Annotated in this window: 18 protein-coding genes; 12 read left to right on the forward strand and 6 right to left on the reverse strand. The window is 37.2% G+C overall.

What is annotated here, in order from left to right:
- Positions 1-233 precede the first annotated feature (233 nt).
- Positions 234-383, forward strand: a complete 150-nt coding sequence (locus Q9B79_RS18595; RefSeq protein ID WP_002174240.1) for a hypothetical protein — start codon at positions 234-236, stop codon at positions 381-383.
- A gap of 91 nt (positions 384-474) precedes the next feature.
- Positions 475-1,560 carry a glycosyl hydrolase family 8 gene (locus tag Q9B79_RS18600; protein ID WP_306186518.1) on the forward strand — a complete coding sequence of 362 codons (1,086 nt, stop codon included), beginning with the start codon at positions 475-477 and terminating at the stop codon, positions 1,558-1,560.
- A gap of 59 nt (positions 1,561-1,619) precedes the next feature.
- Here Q9B79_RS18600 and Q9B79_RS18605 read toward each other — a convergent pair whose 3' ends face one another.
- Complete coding sequence (locus tag Q9B79_RS18605; protein WP_306186520.1) at positions 1,620-2,504, reverse strand: LysR family transcriptional regulator; 885 nt, start codon at positions 2,502-2,504, stop codon at positions 1,620-1,622.
- A gap of 135 nt (positions 2,505-2,639) precedes the next feature.
- Here Q9B79_RS18605 and Q9B79_RS18610 point away from each other — a divergent pair, with 135 nt between their 5' ends.
- Positions 2,640-4,640, forward strand: a complete 2,001-nt coding sequence (locus Q9B79_RS18610) for a YhgE/Pip domain-containing protein (RefSeq protein WP_306186521.1) — start codon at positions 2,640-2,642, stop codon at positions 4,638-4,640.
- 39 nt (positions 4,641-4,679) lie between these two features.
- Here Q9B79_RS18610 and Q9B79_RS18615 read toward each other — a convergent pair whose 3' ends face one another.
- From Q9B79_RS18615 to Q9B79_RS18625, 3 genes are all read right to left on the reverse strand, one after another.
- The gene (locus Q9B79_RS18615) at positions 4,680-5,060 is read right to left on the reverse strand and encodes a VOC family protein (protein ID WP_306186522.1); all 381 of its coding nucleotides are present in this window, start codon (positions 5,058-5,060) and stop codon (positions 4,680-4,682) included.
- Positions 5,061-5,102: 42 nt separating this feature from the next.
- Complete coding sequence (locus tag Q9B79_RS18620) at positions 5,103-6,260, reverse strand: acyltransferase (RefSeq protein WP_306186523.1); 1,158 nt, start codon at positions 6,258-6,260, stop codon at positions 5,103-5,105.
- Positions 6,261-6,487: 227 nt separating this feature from the next.
- Positions 6,488-7,705, reverse strand: a complete 1,218-nt coding sequence (locus Q9B79_RS18625; protein ID WP_098431665.1) for a dicarboxylate/amino acid:cation symporter — start codon at positions 7,703-7,705, stop codon at positions 6,488-6,490.
- A 224-nt stretch (positions 7,706-7,929) separates the two neighbouring features.
- Here Q9B79_RS18625 and Q9B79_RS18630 point away from each other — a divergent pair, with 224 nt between their 5' ends.
- The 8 genes from Q9B79_RS18630 (at position 7,930) to chbG (ending at position 14,449) form a co-directional block, all read left to right on the forward strand.
- Positions 7,930-8,232, forward strand: a complete 303-nt coding sequence (locus tag Q9B79_RS18630; protein WP_306186526.1) for a PTS sugar transporter subunit IIB — start codon at positions 7,930-7,932, stop codon at positions 8,230-8,232.
- Positions 8,233-8,246: 14 nt separating this feature from the next.
- A complete protein-coding gene (celB, locus tag Q9B79_RS18635; protein WP_306186528.1) occupies positions 8,247-9,548 on the forward strand; it encodes a PTS cellobiose transporter subunit IIC in 1,302 nt (433 codons plus the stop codon).
- A 9-nt stretch (positions 9,549-9,557) separates the two neighbouring features.
- Positions 9,558-9,875 (forward strand): PTS sugar transporter subunit IIA, encoded by a 318-nt coding sequence (locus Q9B79_RS18640; protein WP_306186531.1) that lies wholly within the window; start codon positions 9,558-9,560, stop codon positions 9,873-9,875.
- A 347-nt stretch (positions 9,876-10,222) separates the two neighbouring features.
- Entirely contained in the window at positions 10,223-10,525 is a 303-nt protein-coding gene (locus tag Q9B79_RS18645; RefSeq protein ID WP_001023563.1) for a PTS sugar transporter subunit IIB, read from the forward strand.
- A 16-nt stretch (positions 10,526-10,541) separates the two neighbouring features.
- Positions 10,542-11,849, forward strand: coding sequence for a PTS cellobiose transporter subunit IIC (gene celB, locus Q9B79_RS18650; protein ID WP_306186535.1), 1,308 nt, complete (start codon positions 10,542-10,544; stop codon positions 11,847-11,849).
- Positions 11,850-12,032: 183 nt separating this feature from the next.
- Positions 12,033-12,356 carry a PTS lactose/cellobiose transporter subunit IIA gene (locus Q9B79_RS18655; RefSeq protein ID WP_306186537.1) on the forward strand — a complete coding sequence of 108 codons (324 nt, stop codon included), beginning with the start codon at positions 12,033-12,035 and terminating at the stop codon, positions 12,354-12,356.
- A gap of 3 nt (positions 12,357-12,359) precedes the next feature.
- Complete coding sequence (celF, locus tag Q9B79_RS18660; protein ID WP_000145750.1) at positions 12,360-13,685, forward strand: 6-phospho-beta-glucosidase; 1,326 nt, start codon at positions 12,360-12,362, stop codon at positions 13,683-13,685.
- A 59-nt stretch (positions 13,686-13,744) separates the two neighbouring features.
- Entirely contained in the window at positions 13,745-14,449 is a 705-nt protein-coding gene (gene chbG, locus Q9B79_RS18665) for a chitin disaccharide deacetylase (protein WP_306186540.1), read from the forward strand.
- 40 nt (positions 14,450-14,489) lie between these two features.
- Here chbG and Q9B79_RS18670 read toward each other — a convergent pair whose 3' ends face one another.
- Complete coding sequence (locus tag Q9B79_RS18670) at positions 14,490-15,671, reverse strand: chromate transporter (protein ID WP_306186542.1); 1,182 nt, start codon at positions 15,669-15,671, stop codon at positions 14,490-14,492.
- A gap of 190 nt (positions 15,672-15,861) precedes the next feature.
- Between Q9B79_RS18670 and exsM the strand changes: the two genes are divergently transcribed.
- Positions 15,862-16,275 (forward strand): exosporium regulatory protein ExsM, encoded by a 414-nt coding sequence (exsM, locus tag Q9B79_RS18675; RefSeq protein ID WP_306186544.1) that lies wholly within the window; start codon positions 15,862-15,864, stop codon positions 16,273-16,275.
- A 140-nt stretch (positions 16,276-16,415) separates the two neighbouring features.
- Here the strand turns inward: exsM and Q9B79_RS18680 are convergent, their stop codons facing one another.
- Entirely contained in the window at positions 16,416-19,091 is a 2,676-nt protein-coding gene (locus Q9B79_RS18680) for a sigma-54-dependent transcriptional regulator (protein WP_306186546.1), read from the reverse strand.
- Between the last annotated feature and the right edge of the window lie 84 nt (positions 19,092-19,175).

Here is a 19,175-nt window from a genome sequence, read left to right on the forward strand (position 1 = left end):
CCATTATTTTCTGATTGAATTGGAAGATTTATTCAAAAAAACTACCAAAAATATATATGTATTTAAAAAGTGGATATGGTAATATGATGTTTGAATATTCTAAATAGAAAGAAGTTAATGTTTAATAATATTTTGTTTGTTTTTTAGTAAGGAATATTTTATAATCTTTTATGCGAACATAAGTTCTGATTTTCCGGGGTGAAGAAGTTTATGTGAAATGGAGAGGATGTTTTATGTATCCTGAAGTCATTAAAAAGATGGCATTTTCAAAAGAGCATAGAGATTTATTATTGAAGCTGTATAATAAAGAGATTACGCGTCGGGAGTATGATCGACTTGTGGAATCGCTATATAGACCTTCTAAAGAGGCTTGTGAGGGATAGAGGAACGGGAGACAATCTAATAGATTGTCTTTTTTAAATTTGTGTATGTTCTGGTAAAATTAAGGTTAGCCTTAATAGGGAGGTGAAAGGATTGCGGAAACGTTTATATATAGGGGTTGGGGTTGTTCTCTTAATCGCTTTAGGTGGAATTGTATTTTGGTCAGCTATACAAGGAAACCGTACAGAACATTTTATTTTAAGACATATGGTGAATGAAAATGGGACGCTTGCTACATATCGTTTAGCGGATACAAAGGCAGGCACGGGTGAAGCGAAGGGCCGTGAAGCTTTATCGGAATCAGCAGGACTATGGTTACAATATACACTCGATAAAGACGATCAAGCGTTATTCGATGAACAAGTTAAGGTTATTCAAAATAACTTTGTACATAAGGATCAAATCGTTATATGGAAAATCTCTGAAAAGGGAGAAATACAGTCCGCTACGAATGCACTTATAGATGATCTGCGTATTATAGAGCAATTATATCGTGCTTATGAAATGTATAAGGAAGAGCGTTATAAAAACTTGGCAGATCAATTAAGTGAAGCTGTAATTCGTTATAATAAGAAAGATAATTATTACGTTGATTATTATGATGCAGATGCAGGGAAACAAAATAACTTTGCAACTACATCATACTTAAATCCGCACGCATTCTCCTATATGAAGAAGTACGGCAAAGTTTCTGCTCAGCAATATCAGGAAGTCGTTCAATTTTTAGCCGATTATCCAAGGCATGGCTGGGCATTCCCGAAAGAGTATAAAGAAGATGGCACATTTACGTACGATAAAGAAGTGAATCTAATTGATCAATCATACGTTGCCTATCACCGGAGTCTAGGTGGCCTTTCATCAGATGCTTACTTGGAATTTATAAAGAAGAAATTTCAGGAGGATGGAAAGCTATACGGTCGTTACGATTTAGAAACGGGAAAACAAACTGTGAATTATGAATCACCAGCTGCTTACGGATTAACGATTATGTACGTACTACAAACAGGTGATACAAAGTTTGCAAAGGAATTATATGATCATATGGTTACATTTCGGAATGACAATGTATTTAGTAGATATTACGGTGGATACGTAACAGGCGAAAATAACAATACGCATATTTTTGATAATGTACTACCACTTTTAGCGGAAATGGAATTAGAGAAGAGCAAGAAATAGAAGGTGCCATCCTTTTGAGGGGGCACCTTCTATTTGTATCGTTATTTATCGATATAATTTTACGTCCTAATATTGGAGAAGTAGTCAATCACAAACTTACGAAATTGCTGAGCAGTTTTCGATAAGTAGCGTTTTTTCGACCAACTTAAACCGATAGTTCGCTCGCAATTTGGTTCAATAATACGTAACTTATTTAATGCCAAAGTAGAGTTTTTTAATAAAGTTAAACTTGGGACGAAAGCGATGCCGAGACCTTGCTTAATAAGATCGCTAATTACGGTTGGTTCATCTACTTCAAAAGCAATATGTGGAGTGAAGCCAGCTTCCTTGCAAAATTCATCTGTTAAGTGCCGAAATCCGTAACCAGTGTTCATACTAATAAACGATTCGTCTTTTACTTCATGCAGATGGATACTGTCGCGTCCTGATAAACGATGACCTGAAGGGACGACTAAGAAAATTTCTTCTGTAATAAGTGGTTCCCACATAATTTCCTCGCCTTCAATTGGCACAGAAGAAATGCAAAAGTCAATTTCTATATTATCTAGTTGTCGTTTCATAGAAGGAGTAGATGCGAGAAACTGTTGGAATCGAACGTTAGGATGTTCTAGTAAAAAAGAACCGAGTAGTTCTGGTAATATTCTCGGAATAGAAACTGCCAGTGTAATAGAGCTTTGTTGTAATTCAGCTAAATCTTTAATTTCTCGTTCACCTTCACTTAATTCATGAAAAATGCGATCTACTCGTTTTAAAAATACTTTCCCAAAAGAGTTTAATGTAATCTGTCGACCTTGGCGATCAAATAGCGGGACACCTAAGTCCTTTTCTAATCTAGCGATTGTTTTGCTGAGGGAAGGTTGTGCGATATGCAATTCTTCAGCCGCTTTTGTCATATGTTCTAATCGTGCAACTGTTTGAAAGTATTTTAGTTGAAGAAGTTCCATTTTGACTCTCCTTTCTATAGACCAAAAGGAATGAATTGATAATTAAAGATGTATTATACAGTATGGAAAGTGACGTGTATAGTAAATCTGTTAAACCATTGTAATGGTGTAAAATTAGGAGAAGGAGTATGTTTCATGAAGGGAATTCAACTTATATTTAAAGATTGGAAAGCGATGTGGCACCATAAACATGGACGTATCGCTTTAATTTTTTTATTAATCGTTCCTTTAATTTATTCAGGATTCTTTTTAGCTGGATACTGGGATCCATATGGAAAATTAGATAAATTGCCTGTTGCGATTGTAAATTTAGATAAGGGTGCTGCGATGGATGAAAAAACAATTCATGCAGGAGACGATTTTGTAAAAAATTTAAAAGAGAATAAGGAACTAGCTTTTCATTTCGTATCAGAAAAACATGCTGATGAAGGACTAAAAGAAGATAAGTATTATATGGTTGTTACGATTCCAGAGGATTTCTCTCAAAAGGTAAGTACACTAATGGATGAGAAACCAGAGCCAGCGCAGCTGCAGTACAAAGTAAATCCGGGTAAAAACTTTGTAGCAGCTCAAATTGGAACGACAGCTGTTGAAAATATGAAAACAAAAATCTCAAATAGTATTACGAAATCTTATACAGAAGGCGTCTTTTCAAAGTTTCAAGATTTGGCACAAGGGCTGGGTGATGCAAGTGATGGCGCTAAGAAGTTACATGAAGGAACGACAGATGCAAAAAATGGAGCAAATCAGCTTGCAGATGGCATTCATCGTTTAAGTGACGGGACATCGAAATTGAAAGAGGGAAGTGACAAGCTTGCATCCAGCCAATCTGCCTTAACAGGGGGAGCAAATGAGCTAAGTCAAGGAGCGACATCACTTCATAGTGGTATGGAATTACTAGCGCAAGGTGAAAAAACTTTACAATCAGGAGTTAGTGAATTAAGTGCTGGTACAAATGAATGGATGAACGGAAGTGAGAAACTTGCTGAAGGGCAAGTGAAGGCGGACAATGCAGCGAATAGTGTAAAACAACAACTAGAAGAGTATGTGAAAAGTCATCCAGAAGTGCAGCAAGATCCTGCTTTTCAAAAGATCATTGCTACTTCTAATGGATTAGCTAAAGCAACAAGCACTTTAAATAATAGCCAACAACAATTGACACAAGGTGCGAAGAAGATTGCAGATGGTCAGCATAAGGTTGAAGAGGGCATGAATACATTCGGAGTTAGGTTAAATGAAGCTACTACTGGAACGAAAAAGATTGCAGATGGTGCTGCGAATTTAGCTAATGGATTTACGAAGTGGGGAAGTGGATTTACATCATTACAAGAAGGAGTAAATCACCTTGCGAGTGGCGGAACAGAGCTAAATCATGGTGCTGATCAGTTAACGAACGGACTTGTTAAACTTGATGATGGCGCGAAAGAACTTTCTACGAAATTGGGAGAGGGTGCAGAGAAGATAGCGGATGTTCGCAATGATGATGCACGCAATACAATGTTCTCAGAACCGGTTCAATTAGTGAAGTCGACAGTTTCTGATGTACCGAATTACGGTTCAGGTATTGCACCATATTTCTTATCACTTGCATTTTATGTTGGCGGAATTATGGCATCGAATATTTTACCACTTGGCCGTAGACAAAATATGAAGGTAAGCGGAACGGTACATTTTATTAATAAACTAGGATTGGTATATGTAATTGGACTTATTCAAGCATTACTAGTAGATGTGGTTGTGCTAGGAGTTATGAAATTAGAAGTTGCTAGTGTGCCACTTTTTGTTTTATCAAGTATTGTTATTTCCTTTACGTTCATGACATTTATTCTCATGTTAGTAACGGTATTTGGTCTCGTTGGAAAGTTCTTAGCGGTAACGCTTCTCGTCTTGCAATTAGCGACGAGCGGAGGTACTTTCCCAGGAGAATTAAATATAGCTGTCCTTAGCAAGATTGGACAATTTCTCCCAATGTCCCATTCTCTTAGAGGGCTACAAGATGTGATTTCTTTAGGAGATTGGTCGCAATTACAAATGCAAATTTTAATATTATTATGCTATCTCGTTGTTGCCGGCGGAATTGCTTGGATCACGAGTCATATACAACATAGAGAAACGAATACAGAACAAGTCTCTTAAAATGAAAGAAGCTATCCGATTTTTTCGGATAGCTTCTTTTTATTTACGTTCCATTACCGCAAAATAATTATTTTCGTTATCAGCAAAGTTGAATGCTCTACCTGTAGGTAAATCTACAATTTGTCCAACTGTAACGTTTTTCTCAGAAAGATCTTTATACAGTTGATCTAAGTTATTAGAGAAGAACATAAGTGAAGGGGTATGTAAGTTTAATTCAGGTTGCATCTTTGCAATTAACGCTTTATCGTGAAGGACGATGCTTGTGCCTGCTTCTTTCGTTGGAGCGATTTCAATCCAGCGAAATCCTTTTCCGTTATTTTCTTCAGCGATGATTTGGAACCCTACTTTTTCTGTCCAAAATTGCACTGTTTCGTCTTGGTTATTTACATATAACATAATTTGTCCAATTTGATTAATCATAGGTATGTCCTACTTTCTTTTCTTGTATGGAATTCTATTATATCAAAGATATGGTTTGAATACTTTTTCGTCATTTTTCCGAAGGACAATCTTAACCCATTTCATATTTGCCCTAGGAGAAGGTCCTGTAATCCACGTATGAAATGGTAGTGTGCTGCAAATGACCATTGCTGAAATCGAGATTGTGGCCGTAATTGTAAATAATAATAGGCTATATAATATGGTGTTTTCTTGCAGTGTAAATAAAGAAAGAAATTTTGTACATAGTTGCAAGAAGAAAAGGTGAGCTAAATAAGCACCATATGTGTAATTCCCGATAAAGCGTAAAGCTTTATATAAGAAACCGCGTCGCTGTACAATTGTAATAGACAACACGTACAGTATAATAATTTCGCATACGATATATAAAAACATAGACGGTTTTAAATAAGTCGAAACGGTTAAATGAATAGAGTTTGCTCCGTAAAAACTAAATAACTCATAATTGATGAATAAAAATAAGATGAAAAATAATATTGTAATAAGCGGGATATGTTTTATGACAAATGTACGCCACGCTTTTAGTGCAACAGCAGCGATTCCTCCCATGACGAAATAGAATGAGTAGAAGAAGAAGGAACGGTCTGTATAATGTAAAATGGTTGAGCTAGTCAATTTCTCTCCATTAAAAATGTAGTGAGAAGAATACCACATTAAGAGGAAATATAGAGAAGCAAAGACGGTCATATATTTATATATGTCTTTTTTATTTTCTGTTCGTTTTTGAAACCAATAAAATAGCGTGCATAGTAAAGGGAACAATAAGTGAATCTGGAACATCATAATTACGTACCAAAGATGGGGTGCTGCTGTTCCGAGTAATAAACTTTTTATTCCGCTTTGTAGTGTAATCATATCGTTTGTTGTTAATAAATAAAGAATAGACCAGAAGAAATAAGGAATGAGTAAATGTGCGGCTTTTTCATAAATATATTCTGTGTAGGCGAGTTGCTTCGTATATTGCCGAATTAAGTGAAAGCCGACGATAAATATGAATGCAGGTGCTGAAAATTTTGCAAGGTTAAATAGCATGCCCATAATGAGGGATTGCTCAAGTAAAACATTTCCTTGATTCATTGTATATAATAAGGAACTTTGCAAAACGACAGCGAGGAATGCAATGCTTTGCAAAACTTTAAATTCTGGTGCGCTTTGGGTCATTAGGTACATCTCCTTTTCCATACATGATTATAGTACGGAGAATGGATAATGAGTGTGGAATATTTGTGAAGGTTTTAACAAATTTGTGGCGGAATAGATTATATCGACGATTTTTCGGATATATCGTTCATAACTTCAAATATATCAACGATTTTTTCGATATATCGACTTATTAACAAATAACGACAAAAAGAGGATGCTCAAAACGAGCATCCTCTTTCTATTTATTAAGCAAATTTGTTTTTGATCCAGTTCTTACCTTCTACAAGGCGAGCTGTCATTACGGCACAAGCGTTATCTGCTGTTACGTTTAACATCGTTGCAGGAGGATCAATGATTGTACTGATTGCTGCGATAATTGGCAATGCTTCTGGCGGGAAGCCATATAAAGAAACGATTAACATTTCACCAATCATACCGCCGCCTGGAATAGCGCCCATTACTGTTCCTACTAATAGAGAAACAACAAGTGCGATTGCTAATGTTTTCGGTCCTTCGAATTCCATGTTGAAAATACCGAATAAGAAAGCGATCTTTAATACGCCGCCTAAAACAGAGCCGTCTTTATGAAGTGTAGATCCAAGAAGGACAACTGTTTCACGAACGTCAGACGAGATACCCATTTTCTTCGTTGCTTCCAAGTTCGCTGGAATACTCGCAGCACTACTACAAGTTGCAAGTGATGTAACTGTAGGAGAGACCATGTTCTTCCAAAATACTTGTACACCTTGTTTGCGACCTGCAAGGTATGCATAGAACGTGAAGAATACAAAGAAGTAAATGAGAGACGCTGGATAGTATACCATTGCTGCTCGGAAGTAAGTTCCAAGAAGTTGTGGTCCAAATTCACCAACTAATGCTGCGAAATAAGCAGCAAGTCCGATTGGAGCGTAGTACATAATGAAAGATACAACTTTCATTGAAATTTCTGCACCAGCTTGTAAGAATGTAGCGAATGGCTTTCCTTTTTCACCAACTGCTGAAGTTGCAACCCCCATTAAAATAGAGAAGAAAATAAGAGCTAACATATTTTCACGAGATAGTAACTTCGAGAAGTCAGATACTGTTAGAATACCGACAATTTGATCTGCAACACTAACTGCTTTCTCAGCTTTGTCAGGTTGTGTTAGTTCTAATACAACACCTTGTGCTGGCGGGAATACTTTCACGACAATAATCATAAAAATAGCAGCTAAAATACTTGTAAATAAGAAAGTCCCAGCCATACTAGACATAATTTTACCGAAACGTTTTAATCCATCCATATTAGCAATAGATGATGCAATGCTAAAGAACACTAACGGTACAACAATCGTAAACATTAAGTTTAAGAAAATGTCACCAAGCGGCTTTAAAGCAACTGCATCGGTACCCATGAAATAACCAATGAAACCACCAATTAGGATAGAAGATAATAAAATAAGTGGAAAGCGATATGCCTTCATAAATATATCCTCCTATCAATAAAAAAAATCATACTGAATTATTATAGCGAGTTAGCGTCCTCTTTACTAGGAGAATAATGATAGATGGAATAGCGTGAAAACCGAGAAATTTTTGTTTTTAAGCTCGGCATACAGCAGGAAATCTAGACATATATATTTGTAACCTAGTGGTGGCAAAGGATGCACCATAACTTAGGTTTGGAAAAAGGGGGAGGGGAAAAGGGATGAATATTTTACTTTGCTGTGCAGCGGGAATGTCTTCCAGTTTAATTGTTACGAAAATGGAGAAAGCAGCAGAGGCAAGAGGGATAGAGGTAAAGATTTGGGCAGTATCAGGTTCTGAAGTAACTAGTCACATAGATGAAGCTGATGTACTTTTACTTGGACCGCAAGTACGTTATTTATTACCGAAAATGAAAGAGTTATGTAAGGAGAAGGGAGTACCTGTTGATGTCATTCAATCTGTCCATTACGGGCTTTGTAATGGAGAAGCTATCTTGCAAGCAGCTTTGTCAATGAGACCATGAGGAGAGTGGGATAGATGATACGGTTTTTAGAGAAATATGTGATGCCAGTAGCAGGGAAGGTTGCAGAACAGAGGCACTTACTAGCAATTCGTGATGGACTTGTATTGACGATGCCTTTCTTAATTATAGGATCAATTTTTCTTATTATTAGTACATTACCAATCCCCGGGTATAATGAATTCATGGCAAGTTTGTTCGGGAAAAATTGGAACGTAGCATTAGGGTATCCAGTTAGTGCAACTTTTAATATAATGGCTTTAATAGCCGTTTTTGGAATCGCTTACAGACTTGGAGAATATTATAAAGTGGATGCTTTAGCATCTGGGGCATTGTCACTTGTGACATTTTTACTTGCAACTCCATTTCAAGCTGCATATATCGTTCCGGGTACGAAAGAAAGTATACTGGTAGATGGAGTAATTCCAGCGGCATTAATGGGAAGCCAAGGTTTATTTGTAGCGATGATTATTGCAATTATATCTACTGAAATATACCGATTTCTTGTGCAGAAAAAGATGATTATAAAGATGCCTGAGACAGTTCCACCAGCAGTAACACGTTCATTTGCAGCACTTATTCCTGGATTTATTGTTGTGACAGTTGTTTGGATTATTAGATTAATCTTTGAACACACTACTTTTGGTAGTATTCATAATGTTGTAGGGAAGTTGTTGCAAGAACCACTGAGTGTACTGGGTGCTAGTCTTTGGGGAGCTGTTATAGCGGTTATTCTCGTTCATGTCCTTTGGGCATGCGGAATTCATGGGGCTACAATTGTAGGCGGTGTCATGAGCCCAATTTGGTTATCGTTAATGGATCAAAACCGAATAGCTTTTCAGGCCGGGCAAGATGTACCGAATACAATTACAGCACAGTTTTTTGACCTATGGATTTATATGGGTGGATCTGGCGCCACACTTGCTTTAGTTGTCGGAATGTTATTGTTTGCGCGAAGTCAGCAATTAAAAAGTTTAGGACGTTTGTCGATTGCACCTGGTATTTTTAATATTAACGAGATGGTGACCTTTGGTATGCCAATTGTCATGAACCCACTGTTACTAATTCCATTTATAGTAGTTCCAGTTGTATTAACGGTTGTTTCTTATTTTGCAATGGAATGGGGATGGGTAGCCCGTCCAAGTGGAGCTGCTGTAACATGGACTACACCTATTCTATTTAGCGGATATTTAGGGTCGGGCGGAAAAATTTCAGGTGTTGTTTTACAACTTGTGAACTTTGCACTGGCATTCTTTATTTATTTACCATTCTTAAAAATATGGGATAAACAAAAATTAGCGGAAGAAAAGGGGGCATAAAGAACTAAAATGGATACGGTAGAAACGAAGGCCTTTCACTTAATCTTACATGGGGGAAATGCGAGAAGTTGTTCAATGGAAGCAATTGATTGCGCAAAGCGTGGAGAATTTACAGAAGCGGAAGCTAAATTGCAAGAAGCGTTGGAGGAATTAAAAGAGGCGCACCGTGTACAAACGGAGCTCATCCAGAAAGAAGCTGGTGGGGAAAAGACCGAAGTTACGCTTCTGATGGTGCACGCGCAAGATCATTTAATGAATGCAATTACGGTGAAGGAATTAGCGAGTGAGTTTGTAGAGTTATATAAGAAAATGTCAGCGACTGAATGAACCTTGCGTATGCAAGGTTTTTTTATTTCATGAAATAGAGGGTAAAAATAATAAATTATTTTTCACTCAAAAATTTTTTTAGTGTTTTTTTTGTTTTAAATACAACTAGACAACTAAACACTAATCTATTTTCATACAGTTATGTGTTAAAAGCGTGTTGTTTTATAACACACTGTGTGTTTTTTGAGTGACACACTAATTGAAAGCGTTAACACACAAAGAAAATGCTCGAAAAAGCACTGATTTTAGTGGTTTTAAAAAGTTGGCACGCTACTTGCATTAATAAATAGCGTAAAGAAAAATAAATAAAACATAATTTTTTTATACTACACAAGGGGGATTTTCAAATGAATATTTTATTATGTTGCTCAGCAGGGATGTCTACAAGTTTACTAGTTACAAAAATGGAAGCGGCTGCAAAAGCTCGCGGTCTAGAAGGAAAGATTTGGGCTGTATCTGGGGATGCAGTAAAAAACAATATCGATCAAGCAGATGTATTATTACTAGGACCACAAGTTCGTTACATGCTGTCTTCAATGAAAACGCTTGCCGATGAGAAAAACGTTGGAATCGACGTTATTAATCCAATGCACTACGGCATGATGAATGGAGAAGCAGTTTTAGATCACGCATTAACACTTAAAAAATAATTAGGGGGGAAGCGAAATGCAAAAATTTATTGCATTTATGGAGAAATATATTGTTCCTGTCGCTGGTAAAATCGGATCGCAACGTCACTTAGCTGCGATCCGTGATGGATTTATTGCAGTTATGCCACTTATTTTAGTTGGTGCACTGGCATCACTAATTAATGGTTTTCCATCTGAAGCTTTCCAAGATTTCATGAAAGGTTTGTTTGGTGAAACGTGGAAACAAGTTGGCGGTGGAATGTGGACTGGTTCTTTTGCGATTCTAGCACTAATCATAGCATTTACAACAAGTTATAACTTAGCAAAATCTTACGGCGTTGATGGTTTGTCAGCAGGTATTATTTCATTTGGTGCGTTAATTATTCTTACGCCAACAACACCGAAAGAAGGCGGATTGAACTTAGCTTGGACAGGTGCACAAGGGTTATTCGTAGCAATCATTGTGGCACTCCTTGTTACTGAGGTATTCCGTTTCTTTGTACAAAGAAATATTACTTTTAAAATGCCTGATGGAGTACCGCCAGCAGTTTTAAGATCTTTCGCAGCTATAGTTCCAGCGTTTGTTATCTTAACAGTAGTTGCAGGTATTCAATTAGCAGTGAAATTAGCTGGTACAAGTGTTCATGAATTTATCTTTAATACGATTCAATCACCACTGCAAAGTTTAGCAGGGACATTACCAAGTGCAATTGTCATTGTACTCCTTGTTCATCTTCTTTGGTTCTTCGGTTTACATGGCCCAAATATCGTTGGTGGTATTATTGAGCCATTATACTTACCGGCATTAGAGAAAAACATGAAGTTATTCCAAGGTGGCACATCTGCATTTGATGTTCCAAACATTGTTACAAAACCATTCTTTGATACTTTCGTATATCTTGGTGGTTCTGGTGCAACATTAGCGTTCTTAGTCGTTGTGTTAATTGTAGCAAAAAGTGCACAATTACGCGGTGTATCTCGTCTATCAATTGGACCTGGTGCATTCAACATTAACGAACCAGTAATCTTTGGTACACCAATTATTTTAAATCCAGTTTTATTCTTGCCGTTTATCATAACACCAATTGTATTAGTAATTACTTCTTATACAGCTATATCTATGGGATGGGTACCAAAAACAGTTGCGATGATTCCATGGGCAACACCACCAATTATTAGTGGTTATCTTGTAACAGGTGGACATCTTTCAGGTGCAATTCTACAGTTATTCAACTTTGTAATTGCGATGGTAATCTACTATCCATTCGTTGTATTATGCGACCGTTCTGTTGTTCGTACTGAAAAAGCAGCAGCACAAGGAAATAACAACTCTGTACCTATGTAACATAGTAATTGTTCTCACAGACAACATGATCTGTGAGAACAATTACCTTTATATCATGTTCAAAAAGATGAAACCCATCTACAAGAACACCAAACTATCATTCATAAAATAATAATGTAATAGAAATGTTCAAACTGAAGGGGTATTTCAATCGGTTGAACCATAATAGAGAGGGCGGTAATTATGATGACTACAGCAGAACAAATTCCATTCCAATTAATTTTAAATAGTGGTAATGCACGAAGCTTTGCGATGGAGGCACTTCAATTTGCCAAACAGGGGAAAATGGCAGAGGCTGATGAAGCGATGGTAAAGGCGAAAGAAGCGATTAATGAAGCGCATCATTTCCAAACAGAGCTCATACAATCAGAAGCAAGAGGAGAAAAAACAGAGATTAGTGTCCTTTTAATTCATGCACAAGATCATTTAATGAATGCGATTACAGTAAAAGAATTAGCAGCAGAATTTATTGACCTTTATAAAAAATTAGAAGCGGAAGGGGAATAAAGCATGACTGGAATTAAAATTGCTACAATCGGCGGTGGATCTAGTTATACACCAGAGTTAATTGAAGGATTTATTAAACGTTATGATGAGCTTCCTGTTCGTGAAATTTGGTTAGTAGATATTGAGGCAGGAAAAGAAAAGTTAGAAATCGTTGGCAACTTAGCGAAACGTATGGTAAAAAAATCTGGTTTACCAATCGAAGTACATTTAACGCTTGATCGCCGCGAAGCATTAAAAGATGCTGATTTCGTAACGACGCAGCTTCGTGTAGGTTTATTAGAAGCTCGTGCAAAAGATGAAGCAATCCCATTAAAATATGATGTGATCGGTCAGGAAACGAATGGTCCTGGTGGTTTATTCAAAGCATTGAGAACGATTCCTGTTATTTTAGATATTTGTAAGGATATGGAGGAGCTTTGTCCGAATGCATGGTTAATTAACTTCGCGAATCCAGCAGGTATGGTAACAGAAGCTGTCCTTCGTTATACAAATATTCAAAGAGTAGTTGGTCTATGTAATGTTCCAATCGGAATTCGCATGGGTCTTGCAAAATTACTTGAAGTAGATGCAAGTCGTGTTCACGTTGATTTCGCAGGTTTAAATCACATGGTATACGGATTAGACGTATATTTAGATGGCGTAAGTGTAATGGATCGTGTGTTGGAGCTTGTAACAGATCCAGAAAAGCAAATTACGATGGAAAATATTGCAGCGCTTAACTGGGAGCCAGACTTTATTCGCGGCCTTCGCGCAATTCCATGCCCATACCACCGTTATTACTACAAAACACGTGAAATGTTAGAAGAAGAGAAAGAAGCTTCAGTTGAAAAAGGTACACGTGCAGAAGTAGTAAAACAATTAGAAAATGATTTATTCGAGTTATATAAAGACCCGAACTTAGATATTAAACCACCACAATTAGAAAAACGTGGCGGCGCTTATTATAGTGACGCAGCATGTAGCTTAATTACGTCTATTTATAATAATAAAGGTGATATCCAGCCTGTTAATACACGAAACAATGGAACAATTGCAAGCTTGCCACATGATTCGGCTGTTGAAGTGAACTGTATTATTACGAAAGAAGGTCCAAAACCAATTGCAGTTGGAGATCTTCCAGTACCAGTTCGCGGTTTAGTACAACAAATTAAATCATTTGAGCGCACAACAATTGAAGCTGCTGTTACAGGGGATTATCATAAAGCGCTGCTTGCTATGACAATTAATCCACTTGTACCATCAGATAAAGTGGCAAAACAAATTTTAGATGAAATGTTGGAAGCACATAAGGAATATCTTCCACAGTTCTTCAAAAAGGTAGAGAAATAAAAGCGGCGCTATTTAGCCCGCTTTTTTTATTCTATCTCACTTTATTAGGAGGTATTACGATGATTAAGTTAATTGTAAACGCAGATGATTTCGGTCTTACAGAAGGTACAAATTACGGCATTATTGATGGACATATAAATGGACTTGTAAATTCAACGACGATGATGATGAATATGCCAGGAACAGAGCATGCGGTACGTTTAGCGAAAGAGCATAACCTACTCGGAGTAGGCGTACATCTCGTATTAACAGCAGGAAAACCACTTCTTGGAGACGTACCATCACTTGTAAGTAGCGATGGGTTGTTTCATAAACAAAGCGTCGTATGGGAAGGGAAGGTAAACCCAGAAGAAGTCGAGCGAGAATGGACTGCTCAAATTGAGAAATTCTTATCTTACGGATTAACACTAACTCATTTAGATAGTCATCATCATGTGCATGGGTTGCCAATCTTGCACGATGTTCTTGAGAGATTAGCGGCTACATATAATGTTCCGATTCGTCGTTGTGAGAAAGAGCGAGCAGTACGCCCATTTTCTGACGTATTTTACAGTGACTTTTATGCGGATGGTGTGACGGAAGATTACTTTGTGAAGTTAAAAGAAAGAGTACAAGATGAACAAACGGTAGAAATTATGGTTCATCCAGCTTATATTGATCCAGAGCTTGTGAAACGTTCTTCTTACGTAATGGATCGTGTGAAAGAATTGCGCATTTTAACAGAGAGCAAGTTACCTGAAGGAATAGAACTTGTGAAGTTTTAATAGAAAAACGACGGCTATATCATGCCGTCGTTTTTTCTATTTACAAAATGGATAGAATATATCCGCCAAAGGCTCCGAGTATAACGATAACCCAAGGTGGTGTTTTCCAAAAAGCGAGCAAGCAAAATAGAAGAGACGCAAAAACAAAATCTCCAGCGTTCATAATTGTGCTTGTCCAAATAGGGTCATAAAAGGCAGCAATTAAAATACCGACAACAGCGGCATTGACTCCAAGTAGTGCGCCTTGTATGAAAGATATTTTTCTCACACTGTTCCAAAATGGTAGAACACCAATAACGAGCAAGAAAGCAGGAAGAAAAATCGCAATTGTTGCAAGTATTACCCCAAGCGTCCCATTTAACACTGCTCCTATATAAGAGGCGAATGTAAATAGTGGTCCTGGTACGGCTTGTGTTAATCCGTATCCAGCTAGGAATTGTTCTTTCGTCAGTATTCCATTTTGTACGAACTCACCTTCAAGAAGAGGTAGCACGACATGTCCGCCTCCAAATACAAGTGCACCAGAGCGATAGAAACTATCAAATAAAGCGATGTAATAGGAGAACGGTCTTAATATTGGTAGCAGCAGTAATAGTCCGAAGAATAAGATGAGACAAGAAACTGCTATCTTTTTTGAAATAGGTACTTTTATATGTTGAGATTGGCTAATTGGTTGGTTGCGGTATAAAACCCAGCCGATAAAGCCAGAAGTTATAATGAGGATAACTTGTGTCCAACTACTTGGCCATAATAAGGCGATTGCGGCAGTTATAATCGCAATCGTCGCACGATTTCGGTCTGGTGTTAATTTTTGTGCCATTCCCCATATGGCATGAGCAACAATAGCGACTGCTACAAGTTTTAGACCATGAATCCAGCCAGCACTTCCAAGATCGAACTGATTAAGGAATGAGGCGAAGAAAACTAAAACAAGCACAGACGGTAAAGTGAATCCAATCCATGAAATAATAGCTCCTAATACCCCGCCTCTTAATAATCCAATCCCCATACCAACTTGACTGCTAGCAGGACCAGGGAGGAATTGACATAGTGCTACTAAATCTCCATAGCTTCGTTCATCCATCCATTTTCTTTTTTGTACATATTCGTGGTGGAAATAGCCGAGATGGGCGACAGGACCACCAAATGAAGTCAGCCCTAATTTAAATGAGACGAGAAAAATCTCTAATAATGTGTGAAAAGTGTATTTGTTTTTTTCCAAAACAACCTCCGAGAATGTGTTTTCTAAATGCATTATACAGGAGGTAGTAACGCAAAAGGAACGATTCTAATGTAAAGATTGTGTGAATCTTTTCTTCGTAATTCACACTTGAAAAAGTCATAAATGATTATGTATAAACCATAAAGTAGTAGAAGTAGTGCTGGGAAATTTATATGAGGAGAATGCCCGTATGACAACACATTTCTTTGCGAGGTTAACAGGCAAGAGGGAAATACCTCCTGTAAATACAGAAGCTTTTGGCGTAGCAGAGTTTATATTTAGTGGTGATTTAAAGAAATTGCAATATCGGGTCATATTGAAAAACATCGAAAAAGTTACATCATGCCAAATTCATTTAGGGAAAGCGGATCAAATTGGCCCAGTTGTTTTAAGTTTATTTGGTCCGTTAAAGCAAGGGATTAGTGTAAATGAAGGAGTCGTTACTGGTGTAGCTAATGTGGGAGATTTTGAAGGGCCGTTACAGGGGAGAGCGTTTGACAGCTTACTGCAAGAAATCGTGCAGGCGAATGTATATGTAAATGTTTATACGAAGTCTAATAAGAAGGGCGAAATCAGGGGAAGAATCAGGAAAGTAAGGAAGTAGAAAAAAGGCTGTCCATATTTTGGAACAGCCTTTTCTGCTATAAGGTGCAAATTTTAGCGATTATTGCCGGTAAATCGATATATATTGAAAATCGCTAATATAATCCAAGTTACAGTCGATATACTAAAGAACTGCCTCGATTAATTTTTTGCAGGTTGATTTTTAATGAAAAAGTCCATAACATAAAACACTTCGTCATCAGGTATTTGTATTTCAAACGTATTTTCAATCGGTTGCAACGCCTTTTTCACCTTCATATACATCCAGTATTCATCTTGTCTTCGTTTCTCTTTATCTGGATGAGGGAGAAGGCTTTCTCCTTTTTGAAGACGGTCAACCATACAGCTCATATGCAGAATAACACCCATTAAACTGTCAGGAGTTAGCTGTAAGGAAATTAATTCTTGAATTGTATTTAATGCGTAACGAATTGTTTTAATAAGTAGGGCTCCGTCGTTACGCTGCATTTGTTGTTCAAGAATATCAGCCATTTTTGCATATGTTTCTTCATACGTAATTAATTCTTGAATTGGCTGAATCGCTGTGTAGTTTACAATGTCTTGGAAATGATACGTTAAGCATGGCACCTGCACATCGAAATTCGTGACGATACAAATGATATTCCGCTCTTTTTTTATGTTCTCAATCATTTTCGTTAAATCTTTTTCATGGACGATACTAATCGGAATGATTTCAATTAAGTCTTTGTCAAATCGCAAATAGTTCTCCAACATTTTTTGAATAGCTAAAGCACTGCCTTCCCCAGTTAAACAAGCTGTCAAAATAACAGATTTCATTGGTGATAGTGGCTTTTTCTTTTCTTCTTGTACGTTTAAGTAAAACGGTGTTAAGTTCTTCACTGTTTCGTATAATGCATCTAACGAGTAGCCAAGCTGAGCTTTTCGAGCAGCTTCTAGTGCATGTGGAGTGCTCGTCATGGAAAGAACACGTACCGGAATTTTGAACTCAGTTTCTAATATATCACCAATATAAGCGAGAGATCCCATATCAACAAGTAAGAGAAGCCCGCTTACATTTTGGAGTGTTTTCATATACACTTTCACACGCTCTAAGAAGTCTTTTGGTGATTCATGTAACGGCATATCGATACCGGTTACTTCGTCAATGCCGAGCAGTTCGTTTGCGACGTTTGCCATTTCTGTTGCTATGCCGTTGCCGTGCGCTAATATTAATACTTTTACTTCTGTTTGTGAGGCAGGAATTGGATCAACAACGAAGAACATTGTTAAAAAGCCTGCTTCATCGATAGGCATTGTTATTTGTAATTCGTCTTCCAGTAGTTGAATGCATTGCATTGCTACGGAAAAAGCTTCTTTATATTTCGTACGAATTTGATTTAATTGTGGGTGATGAATTTGTTTTCCAGCTTGTAAACGTTGTAGAGTTGTCTGTACATGTAAACTTAAAGCGAGAAATACTTTTTCATCAAACGTCTTGGATAAATGTTTTTCAGCAAGTTCTGCAATTCTTTCACAAACGGAAACGATATTACGATCCACAATTTTAAAAACATTTTCATGACTTGTCTTTTTTGACATTTGGTTAAAATATTGTACGAAAAAGCTTTGAATATCATTTTCGATTAGTAATTCTAATTCTTCCTCTTCAATACCACGAGCTTGAAGTTCTTCATATTTATAATCAATATAATCGTAAATAGAAGATTGCTTCTCATTTTCTGCTTTATGATTACTCCAACCTTCATCACCTGTAAATATAAATGTTTCATTCGGTATTTGGTATAGATGACGGCTTTTTCTTTCAATGAATAGCCCTTCTTTCATATACCAAGGTAAGTCTGTACTTGAAACATAGACAGAATCACGTTTCTTTGTCACGAAGTCAGAATAGGCTTTCGCACAGGCAATTTGTACATCCGTTTTTAATTGACCGATATTATTGGGACAATTGTAAAAGACGAAAGCACGCATTGCATTCGGGCTAACGTGAATTTCTTTTCGCAAGCGAATTGCTTCATTTGTGAAAAATAGTTGCAGCAAAGCAAAACGTTCTTTATGTGTACGCTCACGAAGTGGTGGCAGCGTGACAGTCATCGGTATACGTCTTGTAAATGTTTTTAATAAAAATGAATTTGGTTCTTCTGTTGTTGCAGTAATGATTAATACTTGTGCTTTACGTTCATTTTCTGTTTCTCCAAGGCGGCGGTATACTCCGCGGTCAATAAAGGTGAAAAGCATTTCTTGTCCCTCTGGAGGAAGGCGATGTACTTCATCTAAGAAAAGGATCCCTTCATGTGCTTTTTCAATTAACCCTTTTTGATCACTTGCCCCTGTATAAGCTCCTTTTTTAATCCCAAATAATTGTCCTAGTAATAGCTGTGGATTATTTGCGTAATCAGCACAGTTAAAGACGATAAAGGGTGCATTTTTAGGAAGCTGTTCAACCTCAATTGCATATTCGTGCATTAAAGAAGCAAACATGGATTTTCCGACGCCTGTTTCTCCGAGCAGTAAAGTATGCATACCGTTTGGAGGATAGAGAATAGAAGCTTTCGCTTTTTCAATTGCGATTTTAAGGCTCGTATTTTCAACTGCAAATGTATCTAATGAAGTCACTTCTTTTGAATGCGTTTCCAACGAAGCGTTCGTTTCTATATAAAAACGAACAGGACGCGTATTTGTTTTTAATAAACGTTTATCTTTTACAAGTTTGTTTAAGTCGCTACTTACATTGGCGCGATCTAATTGCAGAAGGGTAGCGAGTTCTAATGCGGTTACACCTTCTGTATACTTGCCTTTTTGTATTGCGTTAAAAATGAGATCTATTCGTTTCATTTCTATTCACCTCGAAACTTCATCACTATTTAAAATTTTACACAAAAATGGGAAGGGTGGGAAGAGAAAAATAAAACAGCTTTA

Source organism: Bacillus sp. MHSD_36, from assembly GCF_030757775.1.
Taxonomy (GTDB): Bacteria; Bacillota; Bacilli; order Bacillales; family Bacillaceae_G; genus Bacillus_A.